Raw genomic sequence first — 15,488 nt, 5'->3', positions numbered from 1 at the left:
CATGTCCCCGGCTTGTGTCCGGGGACGGCTTCTTGCGATTTTGCGTTCGATCCCGCCTGGTCTAATGTCCCGCCCGGTATTGAACCCCAAAAGAAAAGCCGGGAGGATTCCTCGTGATCTACGTCGTCGCCACCCTGACCATCAAGCCCGAAACGCGCGCCGAATTCATTGCGGCCGCCACCGCCTGCATCAAGGAGACCCGGAAAGAGCCCGGCAATATCGCCTATGATCTGCACGAGAGCGTCACCGATCCTGCCAAGATGGTGTTCGTCGAGCAGTGGGAGAACGCCGAGGCGCTGGTGCCGCATCGTGCCATGGAGCATATGAAGACGTTCGGCCGCGTCGCGGTGAAGTGCTTCACGGCGCCGCCGAAGATCGAAGTGATCACGCCCGAGAAGGTCGAGACACGGTAACGGGGTAAAAGCATGATCCGGGCGACGCAGGTCAAGGGACAGCACCGCTTCACGGAAACGCCGGCGGACACGGTTGTGCTCGATTTCGACGATCGGCACCGCCGCCGCATGGCGATGACGGGCACGCGGGGGCTCGAATTCCTGCTCGACCTCGAGCACGCCACAGCGCTCCGCGGCGGCGATGCGCTGGTGCTCGAGGACGGTCGCCTGGTCGAAGTGGTGGCGGCACCCGAGCCGCTGCTGGAAATCCGCGGCCGCGATCCGCATCACCTCATCCGTGTCGGCTGGCATCTCGGCAACCGTCATCTGCCGACCCAGATCATGGCGAAGGCCTTGCGCATCCGCCGCGATCACGTCATCGAGGCCATGGTGAAGGGCCTCGGCGCGCGCGTGATCGAGATCGAGGCGCCGTTCGATCCCGAAGGCGGCGCCTATGCCGATGCTGGCCACGCGCATGGACATGACGACCACGCGCATCACGATCATGGCCATCATCATGATCATGGTCACGATCACCATGATCACCACGGACATGATCACCAGCATGGTCATGCCGCGCATGACCACGGTCACGATCATCACCATGACGAGCATTGCGACCATCCGGACCATCACCACGGCCACAAGCATGCTCATGACCACAAATGAGCGGGTCGGCGCCGGCGGCCTCGACGAAAGCGAGGCGGCGGCGCTGTATCGGCTGATGACCTGGCTGTCGCCGGCCTTCCCGGTCGGCGGCTTCTCCTATTCCAGCGGCATCGAATGGGCGGTCGAGGCGGGGGACATCGTCGATGTTGCAACGCTGGCCGACTGGCTCGACGCGATGCTCAGTGACGGCTCCGGCTTTTGCGATGCGACGTTTCTGGTCCACGCCTATCGCGCCGCAGAGGCGGGCGAGAAGGTCGCGTTGAACGAGATCGCCGAGCTTGCCGCGGCCTTCGTGCCCTCGCGCGAGCGGCAACTGGAGACCAGCTCGCAAGGCCGCGCCTTCATCGACATCGCGCGTGCGGCGTGGGATGCCGACGGGCTGGATGCCATGGTTGCGGCGTGCCACACGCCGCCGGTCTATCCGGTCGCGGTCGGTGTGGTCGCAGCCGTGCACGGCGTGCCGCTGGGGTCGACGCTGCACGCCTTCCTGCATGCGCTGGTCTCGAACTGGATTTCTGCGGCCAGCCGCCTCGTTCCCCTCGGCCAGACCGACAGCCAGCGCGTGCTGGTGAGGCTGGAAGCCGCCGTGGCCGCGACCGCCCATCGTGCGCTGAATGCGACATTGGACGATCTCGGCGGCGCGACCTTCCGCGCCGATCTCGCCAGCCTGCGGCACGAGACCCAATATACGCGGCTGTTCCGCTCGTGAGGGCGCCGCGCCTTCAACCCATCGGGAGAAAGCGAACGACATGTCGAAATCTCACGGCCCCTTGCGTGTCGGCGTCGGCGGTCCGGTCGGATCGGGCAAGACCCAGCTGATGGACCTGCTCTGCAAGGCCATGCGCGAACGCTATGACATCGCCGCCATCACCAACGACATCTACACCAAATGGGATGCGGAGTTCCTGGTGCGATCGGGCTCTTTGACGCCGGACCGCATTGCCGGCGTCGAGACCGGCGGCTGTCCGCACACCGCGATCCGCGAGGATGCCTCGATGAATCTGGCTGCGGTCGCGGACATGCGCGCCAAGTTTCCCGGGCTCGATCTCGTGCTGATCGAATCCGGCGGCGACAATCTCGCTGCCACTTTTTCCCCTGAATTGGCCGACCTCACCATCTACGTGATCGACGTCGCTGCCGGCGACAAGATCCCGTCCAAGGGCGGCCCCGGCATCACCCGGTCCGATCTCCTGGTCATCAACAAGATCGACCTCGCTCCCCATGTCGGCGCCTCCCTGGAGAAGATGGACACGGACGCCAGGCGCATGCGCGGCGAGCGTCCCTTCGTCATGACCAACCTGAAGAAGAGCGAAGGGCTCGACCGGATCATCGGCTTCATTGAGGCCAAAGGCGGCCTGAAACGGGCGGGCTGACGGCGCGACGACTTGGCGCACGCGTTTTTCGCCGTTAACCCTAGGGGCCGGGCCGCAATGGCGGAACAAATTTCGGACACGGCGATTGATTACCTCCGGTGCCCGGGCGATCCATCCTGGCCAGACCATCGGCCGGGCGGATTAAGCTTTTCAGGCGACCTACGTTGCGTGCCGATGTCTCCTCCTCCATTATCTCTGCCACCAGGGTTCACTCTGTTTCGGCACATGGCCGTTCGAGCGGCGTTCATATGCTCCTTGTTTATTGCCGACCTCCTGCTTTCGCCTGAGTAGTCGCGTGGTCCGGCTGGGTTTCATCATCGGTTTCATTGCTCTGCTCGGAGCCTTGCTCTCCGGGCTTGCGGCCTATCGCGTCCACGACCAGGAGCTGGCGCTGGACCGGATCGCGCTCGCGCGTGCGATCGACGTGCATGCCAGCCTGGTTCAGGACCGGCTCACCGAGCGCGAATTGCTTGCGCGTGTCGCCTCAGGCCTGTTCCGCACGCCGTCCGTGATCAAGCCGAACATGCTGGAGCCGCTGCGCTCGGCCATCTACGCCTTCAAGACGGATTTCGTGGTGGCCGGCTGGATCGCCCGGTTGAAGCCGAACGAGTTGACGGCGGCGCAGACCGCGATTGGGGGCGCCGGCTTCCCGAATCCGACGATCCGCAACTATGACGACAAGCCGATCAATCCGGCCGAGATTACCCAGCCGATCGACGTGCTGCTGGATCTCGAGCCGCGCAGCGACGAGACCAAGGCTCTGCCGGGCCGCAGTTACGATCAGGACCAGGTTCGCAGCGCCATGCTGACGCGTGCGCGGATTGAGAAGAGGTCAGTGGCTTCGGACCCGGTTCCGCTGCTGCGCGCAAACGGGCCGGTCGGCGTCGTCGTGGCTGCGCCCGTCATTCCCGAGGGGGCAACCGAGCCGGCTGGGTTCGTCACGTTCTCCTACGAACTGGCGTCGCTGATGCTGACCAATGACGACATGTCGTTGTTCTCCGTCGCGCTCAGGGATCCGCGCAAGGAGGGCGGCGAGCTGATCGCCAACGACCAGGGCGTGGTCTCGACGCGCAACGTGGCGGCGGACGGAGCGGCGCCATCGGCGACGCGCACGGTGAGCTTCGGTGGCCGTGATTGGCAACTCGGTTATTACGCGAAGACCAACTCGGTGCGTCGTGCCGAGCAGACTGCGATCATCGTGGCGGCGATCGGCTTTGCGATCACTGCGATGGTGTGCGGTCTGTTTGGCTATGTCGCCTACAACAATCTGCGGCTCAGCCGGGAAATCCAGGTCCGGATCGGCTTCGAGCGCCGGCTGACCGCGGTCATCGACGAGCTCAACCATCGGGTCAAGAATATCCTAGCGGTGATCCAGTCGATCGTGACGCGCACCTTGCGCCACGGCTCGGACATCGATGTCGCCCGCGAGCTCCTGATCGGGCGCATCCATGCCATGTCCAACGTGGTCTCGCTGCTCAGCGAGAGCCAATGGCAGGGCGTCAAGTTGAAGGGCCTGTTCGAGGCGCGAGCCATCCCGCATGCCGACCGCATCGCCGTCACCGGTCCGGATATTGCGGTGAGCGCACGCGCGGCGCAGAGCCTCTCGCTGCTGTTCTTCGAACTCGCCTCGCATTCGGACGAGGGCCTGTCGCTGGTTGGCAAGCATCCGCACATCACGGCTAATTGGACGGTGACGGGTGAGGGGACCGAAGAGATCTTCAATTTTCGCTGGGAGGAGTTCAACACCAGCGAGGCGACGCGCCGCCCCGATTCCGATTTCGGCCTGATCCTGCTCGACCGTGTCGCCCCCGAGGCGCTCGGCGGCACCGCCAAGCGCTATTTCACCGAGGCCTCCTACGTCTATGAGCTGACCGCTCCCATGGAGACGGTGGTCGACATGACCGAACGCGATCGCACGGACAAGATCTCGGCTCCGGTTCGGCCTGCGCGCGGCTAGGCTTTCGGCCGCAAGATCAGATCGACCAGATTGCGCGCATAGGCCGGCGTGATCGGCGCGATGCCGAAGACGTAGCGGTAGAACAGGCCGCCGTAGATCGCGTCGTAGAGATCCTCGGCCGGCCCTGCGGCCAGGATGCTGCCGTCCTGCTGGCCTGCCGCAATCATCTCCACCAGCGCGTCGCGGCGGAACTGCAGATAGCGGGCATAGAACAGCTCGGCAGAGCCGGTCCTGGAAATGCATTCGGAGATGACGGCGAGCTGCACCTTGCCGAACTCGCCCTGGAGCGCCTCGGCATAGGCCGCGGCGTGACGGCGCGCGCGCGCCGCGGGACTGCCGGAGCTCACCGGGGGAAGTGGCAGCATCTGCGCGGCGTGTTGAAGGAAGGCGTCGATCAGAAGCGCCTCGCGGGACGGCCACCATTTGTAGATCGTCATCTTGGAGACGCCGGAGTGGCGGGCGACTGCGTCGATGGTGGTGGCGGCAAGGCCGGTGGACGCCATCAGCACATAGGCGCTTTCGAGAATGGCGTTGCTGGTCTCGATCGATCGCGGCCGGCCGCGCCGGGGGGCGCTGTCGGCCCCGTCATCCCCGCCATTCGCCGTCACCACGTCCGGTCTCCCCGCGCAACCCGCTCCTTTACCGGGATAGCGCAGCGGCGGCGGTCAACCTAGCGGAATCGCGCTTCAGGCCTGCTGCCGCATGGCCGCGGGCAGATCCTGCCATTTCGACCAGGCGACGTAATAGGCCACCGCGGTCATCGCCGCGAATCCGGCGAGGCTCACCACGATCTGCATCACGACCAGATTGGCGCTGGTGATCAGGATGAGATGGCCGGCGAAAGACAGGAACACTCCGACGCAGAACACGGCAAGCCATTCCTCGCCGCATCTGATGACCGCCTGGAGCGGCTTCAGCCGCAGTCCGGGGTGATCGGCGGGAATGAGGTGAGTTGCCAGCAAAGCGAGTGCGAGGAAGTGAACCACGCGATAGGGCGCGAGGTTTTCCTTGTCGGTCGGCGCGATGCTGTCGAGGAGAAGGTCCGGCAAATAGCCGGACAATTGCGGCGAATGGCGCAGCATGGTGACGGCCATCGCGAATATGAGATAGGCCCCGGCGAGTATCCGCAGCCAGGGCATGTCGCGGAGCGCGCGCCCCGGCGCGCCTGTCACGGCGAACCAGCCGCCGAGCACCATCAGCATCTGCCAGCACAGCGGATTGAAGGTCCATTCCTGGTCCGGATAGACCCGGAAATTCCAGTCGAACCAGCGTGCGGCAAGGTACAGCGCGATCGATGCCGCCAGCGTCAGGTTCGGCCGCCGCAACAGGCCCCACAGCGCGAGCGGAAAAAAGGCCATCAGCGGGATCATCAATTGCAGCAGATCGAGATTGAGCGGCTCCTCCTGCAGCACGAGGCCGCGGACCAGGATGCGCAGCGGGTGCTCGAGAATCCCCGAAATGTTGTATTCGTGGATGATTTCCGGAGCCATCGACTGCGAGGCGACATAGGCGATGGTGTCGATGTAGATCACGAACAGCACGACATAGGCGGCATAGAGCCGCCAGACGCGCCGGAAAATGCGCGTTGCGGCGACGAGATAGCCGCGCTCCAGCGCGATCCGGCCATGGATGATGGCGACGCCATAACCCACCACGAACACGAACAGATCGGCAGCGCCGCTGAAGCCGAAGTTGCGCAGCGTCAGCAGGTTGACGACGTTATTGGGGATGTGGTCGACGAAAACCGACCAATTGGCGATACCGAGCGTCAAATACAGCCTGGCGTCGTGGTGGAATGCGGCGAGGTTCGCCTTGACGGACGGGTTCATTGAGTAAAATAGCTTTGGGAATCAGGATGACGCTTTTACCGGCAACCGCCTGCCCATCCGAGTAGCGTTTGCGTGAGGTAACGATCATCCGCTTAAAATTGCGCAAAACCGGCCAATAAATGCCGCCGCGCACCCGCCAGGTCTCACTACGAAATTTTCTTAACGTGGTCCCGGTCCTTACTCGGCCGGTTCGGCCGATACCTCGTCGGACACGCCGGCGCGGCTCGCCATGATGCCCAGTGCGACGCCACCGATCGCCAGGATCGGCAACAGCCGCTTGACCCCGATGGCCCGAACGATCTGGAGCCCGGTCGCGAGCAGCATGGGGTCCGCGAGCATGCTCTGCGACGCCGATTTCGCGGCACGCTCGGCCGCGATCTGGGCTTGCTTACGCAGCTCTCGCTTGTAAGCCCAGTAGCTCACTGCGGCGGCCAGGGTCAGCAGAAAAAAGACACCGGCGCCCGCGAGGCAGGCCTGCACCGGACCATATTTGTTGAGCACGGAAATGAATGCCGCCGCACACAGGAAGCAGGTGGTGATGAACAGCGCAAAAGCCGCGCCTGCGGCCAGGGAGGTCAGCCGCACAGTCGTACCCGTGGATGCGCTGATCCCGTCGATAATGCGCTGAAACATGGCCTTGCTCCTCAAATCCCCACAAGCCTATTCGTCCACAAGCCAGCATCGGCGGCGCGGTAGCGCCGCCGTTCTCATGTTCCTTTACGCTTCCTACCGCCGCCACGCGGCCCCGATCAGGAAGCCGATGCCGAGCGCGAGCCCGACGGTCGCGAGCGGCCGCTGGGTGATCGCGTCTTCGAGCGTCTCCTCGATCGATCCGTAGGCCTCCTGGGCGGCGTCCATCATTGCACCGCCGCGCTCCGACATGTCGTCCATTGCAGTGTCCACATTCTCGCGCGCCTGGCGGTAACCGCGGCGAGCCTGCTTGCTGGTGGAATTGGCAAAAGTGTTGAGCGCGTCGGTAATCTGGTCGGTGAGGGCGGCGATATCGCTTTTCACGGCTGCTACATCCTTCTCGAGGCGTTCTCTGGTGGCTTTGTCGGTCCAATCTCTCATCCCGGCTTCGGCATTGGGCGTGGACATCGGGAGCTCCGAACTGTTGGCGGCTGAGATAGCCGGAAAACGTTTCGTCACCGGGGAAGTTCCGTTCGTGGAAACCGGTCAGCCCTGCGGAAGCTGCGGTGCATCCACCGGCATGAGATGCTCTTTCAGGATCAGCGCGACGATCAGGAGGGGCGACGACAGGAACGCGCCCATCGGGCCCCACATCCAGGTCCAGAATGCCAGCGCAAGCAGGACTGCAAGTGCATTCAGCGCCAGCCGCCTGCCGATGATGGTGGGGGTGATGAAGTGCCCTTCCAGGAAGGTAAGACCGCCGAAGGCGAGTGCCGCCATCAGGCCGCCGCTGATGGTCGGAAAGGCAACCAGCCCCACAACGACCAGCACGGCGAACATCGCAACCGGCCCGATGATCGGAATGAAGTTGAGCGTCGCCGCGAGCGCGCCGAGCCCGGCTGGATTGGGCATGCCGGTCAGCGCGCAAATGAGGCCGGTGCCGATGCCGACGCCGACATTGATGAGGGTGACGGTCAGGAGATAATTGCCGAGATGCTCCTCGATCTCGTTGAGAATCCGGAGCGTGCGAAGCCGCGCGTCACGATCGCCGAAGTTCATGATCATGGCGCGCCTGAGGTCGCGCCAGCTGGCGACGAACAGGATCAAGGTGACAAAGAACAGCAGGAATTCGGTGAAGGTCGGTGACAGGAATTCCAGCGTCGGCTGCACCCACTCGACTTTCGGCATCTGGAAGCTCGGTAGGCCTTCCGACCCCCCGATCATGGCTTGCGTCTCCCGCCACAACGAAAGCGGCCGGTCGAACACGTGCAGCTTGTCCTTCAGTTGCGCGCCGAGCTCCGGCAGGCGCGTGCTCCACTCCATCACCGGGGAGGCGATCAACGCCACGACGAAGGCGACCACCGTGGTACCTGCGACCACGATCAGAACGGCACCGACTGCGCGCGGGACCTTGTACCGCTCCAGAAAGCCGGCCGCGGGCGACAGCATGGTGCCGACGACAAAGGCCATCACCACAGGCAGGAAGAATGCCCTTCCGACGTAAAGCACGGTCACGACGGCAATCAGCAGCAGGCCTGCGAGCGCAAAGGCGACGAATTCGGTGCGGCGGATGACCGGCGGCAGTTCGACATGGCTGTCGGGAAGCGGAGCGCCTTCGCTGTTACCGGTAATCGGACGTTCACTCGGAAGGACGCGCACAATCTCTCTCCCGCACGGAAGCCTCGCACCGCGCGCCCATTGGTAACGGGTAATGCGCGAGCCTTAAGCTGGTTCCATCGCGGCTTCGTGAAGATGTGCTCGCTTGACTGTGACAAGCCTGCCGCGCGTTGCGCCGGAACTCGGGTCGCCCCCGCGGCGTTCTACGGGAAGCGCATCACCCTGATGCACGCATCCAAACGGGGCAGCACATGACAAAGTTCTCTGCAGTCCGTCGCAGCTTCTCGCCGCGCGCGGTCACCGCGTTCGCCTTCGCAACCACTCTGCTCGTGGTCCCCCTCGGCGCCGCGAGCGCGCAGACCTTCGGTTATTCGCCGATGCAGCCGCAAGCGTACCCGCAGGACCAGGGCTACGCGCAGGGCTCCGTGAACGCAACGCCGCAGGCAACCGACGAGGATGCCCAGCTGCCCGATCGCCTGCGCAAGCAGATCGTCGGCTTTGATCGCAGCGAGCCGGCCGGCACCATCGTGATCGATACCAACAACACCTATCTTTACTACGTGCTCGGCAACGGCCGTGCGATCCGCTATGGCGTCGGCGTCGGCCGCGAAGGTTTCACCTGGTCCGGCGTGCAGAGCGTCAGCCGCAAGGCGGAGTGGCCGGATTGGCATCCGCCTGCAGAGATGATCGCGCGTCAGCCCTATCTGCCGCGCTTCGTCGCCGGCGGCCCCGGCAACCCGCTCGGCGCGCGTGCGATGTATCTCGGCTCAAGTGAATATCGCATCCACGGCACCAACGATCCCTCCACGATCGGCAAGTTCGTCTCCTCCGGCTGCATCCGCATGACCAACGAGGATGTCACCGACCTGTTCGGTCGCGTCAATGTCGGTGCGAAGGTCGTGGTGTTGCCGAGGAACGCTCCGCTGATGGCCAAGGGCGGCGATCCCGTGCGCAAGCGTCCGGCCGTGACAACGCTCCCCTCGGGTCGGCAGGCGCTTAATATCTCGGCGTCGTCGGCCGTGAACTAGAGTTCCGTGAGGTCACATGAGTAAACGATCAATCCGCAAACTAGCCGTTGGCACAGCGGCACTGCTCGCCGTCGCCACCTCCGGTCTAGCACTGGCGCCGTCGGCGCATGCGGAAGATTTCTTCTCGGCGCTGTTCGGTGGCTTCCGGATGCGGCCACCGCCGGAGATCCGCACGCCGTTCCCGAACGACGACATGCCCCGCTATGAAGGGCCGCGCCAGCGCGCCTCCTATGGCGGCGGCACCGCCTATTGCGTCCGCGGCTGCGATGGCCGCTACTTCCCGGCGCAAGGCAACGACGCGGAGAGCAAGGCGCAATCGTGCAAGAGCTTCTGTCCGTCGTCGGAGACCTCGCTGGTTTATGGCGGCAACATCGACGACGCCACGACTGACAAAGGCAAATCCTATTCCGACTTGCCCAACGCGTACCGCTATCGCAACGAGATCGTCGCGGGCTGCACCTGTAACGGCAAGGACCCTGTCGGGCTCGCGCAGGTCAAGGTCGAGGACGATCCCACGCTGCGCAAGGGCGATATCGTTGCCGGCACTGACGGTCTCGTTGTCGCCAGTCGCAACGCCGGCGATCGCCGGGGCGTCGCGATGAATTTCTCGCCGCTGCCGGAGTCAGTGCGCGCCAAATTCCGCCAGGTGCCCGTGGTGGCGAAGGAGTAGCGGCAAGATTTTCAATTTGGCGCGGCGCCATCGTGCCTACGCCGCGCGGATCTTGCCGAGGAAGTCGCTGACCTCGTGACCGAGCTGGCGGCTCTGCGTCTCCAGCATCTCGGACGCCTGCTTCACATTGTCGGCGGCTGCAGCGGCAGCGTCCGCATCGGCTTTGACGCCGGTAATATTGTCCGAGACGTTCTTGGTGCCCTGGGCCGCATATTGCGTGCTGCGGGTGATCTCCTGGGTCGCCGCGCCTTGCTCCTGCACGGCGGCGGCAATCGCGGTCGCCACTTCGTTCACTTCGCCGATGATGCCGCCGATCGCCTGGATCGCGTTGATGGCATCGCCCGCGACCTTCTGGATGTCGGCGATCTGCTCGGAGATTTCCTCGGTCGCCTTGGCGGTCTGGCTCGCCAGCGACTTCACCTCGGAGGCGACCACGGCAAAGCCGCGGCCGGCCTCGCCGGCGCGCGCCGCCTCGATCGTGGCGTTGAGCGCCAGCAGATTGGTCTGCGCCGCGATGGTGTTGATCAGGCCGACGACCTCGCCGATGCGTCCCGCCGACTGCGCCAGCCCCTGCACGGTGCTGTCGGTTTCGCGCGCCTGATTGACGGCCCGGCTGGCGATGCCGGCGGCGTGGGAGGCCTGCTGGCTGATGTCGTTGATCGAGGCTGAAAGCTCCTCGGCGGCCGCGGCCACGCTGTCGACGCTCATCGAGGCGTCGTTGGAGGCCTTGCCGGCGACCTGCACGCGGTCGTTGGTCTGGCGCGACACGGCGGAGAGGTCACCCGAGGTCTTGCGCATCTCCCCGGAGGCCTCGCTCAATTCGCCCAGCGTCTTGCGCACCGCGCCCTCGAACTCGCCGACATAGGCCTCCACGGCGCGCTGGCGTGCGGCAGCGCCCGCATTGCGCTCGCTCTCCTGCTGCTCGATCTTGAGCTTGTCGGTGGCCTGCTGCTTGAAGGTTTCCAGCGCGCCGGCAAGTGCGCCGATCTCGTCCTGGCGGTCGAGATAGCCGCTGTCGACGGCAAGGTCGCCGCCGGCGACCTTCAGCATGGCGTCGCGGATGGTGTTGAGCGGGGTGATGACGCGGCGGCTGACCAGCATGATCGCCGCTGCGGCGAGGCCGATGGCGAGCGCGAGCAGTCCAAGCTGCATGATCAGCGCGCGTTGCGCTGCGGAGCGCTGCTCCAGCGTGTGGTTCTTGGCCGCGTCAAGCGCGGTCTCGGCGACGGCAACGGCGCTGGACAGGCGGCCGACCGTCACGGGGGTCCACTGGTTCGCGGTCATCTCGGCCTTTTCGCCCGCGGCGAGCGCGGCCACCAGGCGGTCGCGCAGGGCCAGATACTGCGGATCGAAATATCCGGTCTTGGCCGCCGCCATGGCGGATGACAAGGCCGACGGCAGTTGCATGCCCGAGGTGGACAATTCCAGCGCCTTCCACATCGCGGCTGTTCCGCCGACATATTGGGTGTAGGCGAGGCGGGCCTCGGGCGTGACGCGGCCGGCGTTCAGTCCGGTCGAGACGACCAGCGAGGCTTCGCCGCCGGTGTTGCGGAGCAGCCAGGCGTTCTGCTTGATCGACAGCAATTGATCGATCGCGGCGTCCTGGTGATTGACGGTGGCAGCCAGGGCGTTCGAGAGCTTGTCGAGCGTATCGAGCAAGCCCTGCGTCGTCTCCATATAGGCCTTCGGCAGGCCGGCGCGGCGCTGGTCCTTCGGTTTGGCGACATCCTCCCAGAACTGCTTCTGCTGTTCGGTCAGCTGCTTGTGGAGGCGCGCGAGCTCCGGCACCATCGTACCCGATTGCGGGAAGTCCATCGCCGGCAGCAGATCCAGCGCATGCGCCATGGCGGGCATCTCGGCGTCCCGGATCCCGCGGAGATATTTCTCGATCTCCGCGTCCATCGGCTCGGTCGCGTTGAGCAACCGATTGGTAGTCGAGCGGTCGGTGCGCAGATTGTGCATCGCCTTGAACAGATCGGCGGACGCGTCGGCGATCTGCGAGATGCGTTGGGCGGTCTTGAGGCGGTCCCAGGACTCGTAGGCGGTGAGCGAGAGCGCAATCACCACACAGGCCGATGTGATCGCGATCACCGCCTTCAGCAGCGCGGACACGGTCAGACGATTGAACATCGAAGTCCCCCAATTCCCAAGTGCAAAGCTCAAACGAACGCCCGGCAACATCGACAACTGGGGGCGTGGCAGATCCGCAATCGCATGCCGTTTGCGGCTCAGAGCGCAAACGGTCGTCGCATCTGAAAGGGGAAGGGTAAAATTTTAGGCAGGCCGGGGGATCGTAGAATTACTGATTTACTATAAGTTGCAATGGGTTGCCGAGATGGAACCGAGTCGCGCTACGGGCGTTAGAGCAGCGGTCGCAATTTGCCTGAAGGGGGTCTCGCGATGCTGGTGGGCGTGCTCGTCACTTTTCTCGTCGTTATTCTCGTACTCTATCTCATCAATATGCTGCCGATGGACGGCCGCGCCAAGCAGATCGCGCGCGTGATCGTCATCATCATCGGCATCGTGTCCTTGTTGAAATATCTCGCGGTGTTCTAGCGAGGGGCTACGTTCAAGAAAAAGCCCCGGCTTTCGCCGGGGCTTCGTTCGTGCTGCTTCAGTGCAGCGATTTCAGCCAGTCGTCGACGTCCTGACGAACCTGGTCCTTGGCCTTGCCGTAACGTTCTTGGAGCCGGCCCTCGAGCTGCTCGCGGCGTCCCTCGATCAAGCTGAGATCGTCGTCAGTGAGCTTGCCCCATTTCTCCTTGGCCGAGCCCTTGAACTGCTTCCAGTTTCCTTCGATTCGATTCCAGTCCATGACCATCTCCCGTGGTTTGATGGCCCGATAACGCGAGGCGTACGCGGCCTGTTCCGACGCGTAGCGCGACCTTTCGCCCAATAAAAAAGCCCCGGCGGGTAGCCGGGGCTTTGATCCAGTGACAGGGCTCAGCCGGCCGCCTTGGCCTCGCGGCGGCGCGCGGTGAGGATGTATTCGGTGTAACCGTTCGGCTGCTCACGCCCCTTGAAGATGAGGTCGCACGCGGCCTTGAAGGCGACGCCGTCGAAGGCGGGCGCCATCGGCTTGTAGATGGCATCGCCGGCGTTCTGCTTGTCGACGACGACGGCCATGCGCTTCAGCGACTCCATCACCTGCGCCTCGGTGATCACGCCCTGGTGCAGCCAGTTGGCGAGGTGCTGGCTGGAGATGCGCAACGTGGCGCGGTCTTCCATCAGGCCGACATCGTGGATGTCGGGCACCTTGGAGCAGCCGACGCCCTGGTCGATCCAGCGCACGACGTAGCCCAAAATGCCCTGGCAGTTGTTGTCGATCTCCTGCTTGACGTCGTCAGGTGCCCAGTTCGACTTCGACACCGGAATGGTGAGGATGTCCGAGAGCTTTGCGCGCGGTCCGCCCTTGGCCAGCTCCTCCTGCCGCGCGGTGACGTTGACCTGGTGATAGTGCAGCGCATGCAGCGTCGCGGCGGTCGGCGAGGGCACCCAGGCGGTGGTGGCGCCGGCCTGCGGATGGCCCAGCTTCTGTTGAAGCATGTCGGCCATCTTGTCGGGCGCGGCCCACATGCCCTTGCCGATCTGGGCATGGCCGGGCAGGCCACAGGTCAGGCCCATGTCGACGTTCCAGTCCTCATAGGACTTGATCCAGGGCTGCGCCTTCATCTCGTTCTTGCGGATCATCGGGCCCGCTTCCATCGAGGTGTGGATCTCGTCGCCGGTGCGGTCGAGGAAGCCGGTGTTGATGAACATGATGCGCTTGGAGGCGCGCTGGATGCAGGCCTTGAGGTTGACGGTGGTGCGCCGCTCCTCGTCCATGATGCCGACCTTGAGCGTGTTCTCGGGCAGGCCCAGCATCTGCTCGACACGGCCGAAGATCTCGCAGGTCAGCGACACCTCGTCCGGGCCGTGCATCTTCGGCTTGACGATATAGGCAGATCCCGTGCGGCTGTTCTTGACCTTGGAGTTGCCTTTCAAGTCATGAATGGCAAGAAGCCCGGAGACGGCGGCATCGAGCAGGCCTTCCGGAATCTCCTCGTCCTTCTCGTCCAGCACCGCGTCGGTGAACATGTGGTGACCGCAATTGCGCATCAGCAGCAGGCTGCGGCCGTGCAGCTTGATCTCGCCCTTGCCGTCGGGAGTCTTGTAGCTGCGGTCGGCGTTGAGCGAGCGCGTCAGCGTCTTGCCGCCCTTCTCGAAATCGGCCGACAGCGTGCCGTTCATTAGGCCCAGCGTGTTGCGGTAGACCAGCACCTTGTCCTCGGCATCGACAGCGGCAACCGAGTCCTCCATGTCGAGGATGGTGGAGACCGCGGACTCCATGATCATGTCGGCGACGCCGGCCGGATCGTCCTTGCCGATCGCGCTGTTGCGGTCGATCTTGACCTCGACATGCAGGCCGTTGTTGGCGAGCAGCACGGCCGAGGGCGCAGCCGCATCACCCTGGAAGCCGGCGAACTGCGCAGCGTTCTTCAGTGCGGTGGCGTTGCCGCTCTTCAGCTTCACTGCGAGCTGGCCCGCGACGACGCTGTAGGCGGTGACATCGGTGTGGCTGCCGGTCGCGAGCGGCACGGCGGCATCGAGGAACGCCTTGGCCTTGGCGATCACCTTGTCGCCGCGCGCCTTGTTGTAGCCCTTGCCGCTCTCCGTGGGATCATGCGGGATCGCGTCGGTGCCGTAGAAGGCATCATAGAGCGAGCCCCAGCGCGCGTTGGCCGCGTTCAGCGCGTAGCGCGCATTGGTGAGGGGCACGACGAGCTGCGGGCCGCAGATCTTGCCGATTTCGTCGTCGACATTGGCGGTCTCGACTTTCTGGGTCGCCGGCTCCGGAACGAGATAGCCGATCTCCTTCAGGAAGGCGGTATAGGCGTTGAGGTCGAAGGCCTTGCCCTTATTGGCGCGGTGCCAGTCGTCGATCTTGGCCTGCAGCGTGTCGCGCACCGCCAGCAGCGCGCGGTTCTTCGGCCCCAGGTCCTTGATGATGGCGGCAACCCCGGCCCAGAACGCGTCCGGCGCGATGCCCGTTTTCGGGGCCGCTTCCTTTGCGATGAAGTCAAACAGGACAGGGGCGATCTTCAATCCGTGGGCGTCGACGCGTTTCATGATGGGCTTTCTTGTTGGAAATGGCTGTTTTTGGCTGCTTTTGACCCGATAGCAGCAAAATGCGCCCCCAGGGGCGGCTTTCGGGGGCCTATTAGCCCCAAAAAAGGGGCGGTGAGAAGACCCCCGGGGGCTTGTCAAAATGTCAAGATGAGGTGGGGAAGGCCGCTGGTTTTACAGCGATTGAGCCCAACGTCGCGCCGCGCGCACGACTGCG

General features: G+C 64.4%; 16 protein-coding genes. 8 read left to right on the top strand and 8 right to left on the bottom strand.

Translation table 11 applies throughout. From position 1 onward, the window contains the following. The first annotated feature begins 113 nt into the window (after positions 1-113). From ML401_RS31365 to ML401_RS31345, 5 genes are all read left to right on the top strand, one after another. Positions 114-413 (top strand): putative quinol monooxygenase, encoded by a 300-nt coding sequence (locus ML401_RS31365; RefSeq protein ID WP_007599815.1) that lies wholly within the window; start codon positions 114-116, stop codon positions 411-413. 12 nt (positions 414-425) lie between these two features. Further along, on the top strand, positions 426-1,061 hold the full coding sequence (gene ureE, locus ML401_RS31360) for an urease accessory protein UreE (protein ID WP_211415875.1): 636 nt from the start codon (positions 426-428) through the stop codon (positions 1,059-1,061). Then, positions 1,042-1,770: an urease accessory protein UreF gene (locus tag ML401_RS31355; RefSeq protein ID WP_376717396.1), complete on the top strand. Its 729-nt coding sequence runs from the start codon at positions 1,042-1,044 to the stop codon at positions 1,768-1,770. Before ureE ends, ML401_RS31355 begins: the two co-directional genes overlap by 20 nt. A gap of 40 nt (positions 1,771-1,810) precedes the next feature. Next, complete coding sequence (gene ureG / locus ML401_RS31350) at positions 1,811-2,434, top strand: urease accessory protein UreG (protein WP_194404452.1); 624 nt, start codon at positions 1,811-1,813, stop codon at positions 2,432-2,434. A gap of 295 nt (positions 2,435-2,729) precedes the next feature. Then, entirely contained in the window at positions 2,730-4,391 is a 1,662-nt protein-coding gene (locus ML401_RS31345) for an HWE histidine kinase domain-containing protein (RefSeq protein ID WP_285807973.1), read from the top strand. On the opposite strand, the gene ML401_RS31340 is transcribed toward ML401_RS31345, so the two are convergent. The 5 genes from ML401_RS31340 to ML401_RS31320 form a co-directional block, all read right to left on the bottom strand. Next, positions 4,388-5,002: a TetR/AcrR family transcriptional regulator gene (locus tag ML401_RS31340; RefSeq protein ID WP_194404450.1), complete on the bottom strand. Its 615-nt coding sequence runs from the start codon at positions 5,000-5,002 to the stop codon at positions 4,388-4,390. The two genes, ML401_RS31345 and ML401_RS31340, sit on opposite strands and share 4 nt — an antisense overlap. A gap of 75 nt (positions 5,003-5,077) precedes the next feature. Then, positions 5,078-6,220, bottom strand: coding sequence for an OpgC domain-containing protein (locus tag ML401_RS31335; RefSeq protein ID WP_285807972.1), 1,143 nt, complete (start codon positions 6,218-6,220; stop codon positions 5,078-5,080). A gap of 177 nt (positions 6,221-6,397) precedes the next feature. Next, entirely contained in the window at positions 6,398-6,853 is a 456-nt protein-coding gene (locus tag ML401_RS31330; RefSeq protein WP_194404448.1) for a hypothetical protein, read from the bottom strand. A gap of 93 nt (positions 6,854-6,946) precedes the next feature. Further along, on the bottom strand, positions 6,947-7,318 hold the full coding sequence (locus tag ML401_RS31325; RefSeq protein ID WP_259217658.1) for a YqjD family protein: 372 nt from the start codon (positions 7,316-7,318) through the stop codon (positions 6,947-6,949). Between the two features lie 78 nt (positions 7,319-7,396). Further along, positions 7,397-8,509: an AI-2E family transporter gene (locus tag ML401_RS31320; protein ID WP_285807971.1), complete on the bottom strand. Its 1,113-nt coding sequence runs from the start codon at positions 8,507-8,509 to the stop codon at positions 7,397-7,399. A gap of 209 nt (positions 8,510-8,718) precedes the next feature. Here ML401_RS31320 and ML401_RS31315 point away from each other — a divergent pair, with 209 nt between their 5' ends. Further along, on the top strand, positions 8,719-9,495 hold the full coding sequence (locus tag ML401_RS31315) for a L,D-transpeptidase (RefSeq protein WP_285807970.1): 777 nt from the start codon (positions 8,719-8,721) through the stop codon (positions 9,493-9,495). A gap of 16 nt (positions 9,496-9,511) precedes the next feature. After that, entirely contained in the window at positions 9,512-10,165 is a 654-nt protein-coding gene (locus ML401_RS31310) for a DUF2865 domain-containing protein (protein ID WP_212067882.1), read from the top strand. Positions 10,166-10,201: 36 nt separating this feature from the next. Here the strand turns inward: ML401_RS31310 and ML401_RS31305 are convergent, their stop codons facing one another. Further along, positions 10,202-12,295: a methyl-accepting chemotaxis protein gene (locus ML401_RS31305; protein ID WP_285807969.1), complete on the bottom strand. Its 2,094-nt coding sequence runs from the start codon at positions 12,293-12,295 to the stop codon at positions 10,202-10,204. Between the two features lie 270 nt (positions 12,296-12,565). Between ML401_RS31305 and ML401_RS31300 the strand changes: the two genes are divergently transcribed. After that, complete coding sequence (locus ML401_RS31300) at positions 12,566-12,721, top strand: Thivi_2564 family membrane protein (protein WP_008546817.1); 156 nt, start codon at positions 12,566-12,568, stop codon at positions 12,719-12,721. A 58-nt stretch (positions 12,722-12,779) separates the two neighbouring features. On the opposite strand, the gene ML401_RS31295 is transcribed toward ML401_RS31300, so the two are convergent. Both ML401_RS31295 and ML401_RS31290 read right to left on the bottom strand, forming a co-directional pair. Then, on the bottom strand, positions 12,780-12,980 hold the full coding sequence (locus ML401_RS31295) for a CsbD family protein (protein WP_164718867.1): 201 nt from the start codon (positions 12,978-12,980) through the stop codon (positions 12,780-12,782). A gap of 128 nt (positions 12,981-13,108) precedes the next feature. After that, complete coding sequence (locus ML401_RS31290) at positions 13,109-15,274, bottom strand: malate synthase G (protein ID WP_285807967.1); 2,166 nt, start codon at positions 15,272-15,274, stop codon at positions 13,109-13,111. Positions 15,275-15,488 lie beyond the last annotated feature (214 nt).

This window comes from Bradyrhizobium sp. 62B (genome assembly GCF_030272265.2).
Taxonomy (GTDB): Bacteria; Pseudomonadota; Alphaproteobacteria; order Rhizobiales; family Xanthobacteraceae; genus Bradyrhizobium.
This window is presented reverse-complemented; position numbering and strand designations above follow the sequence as displayed.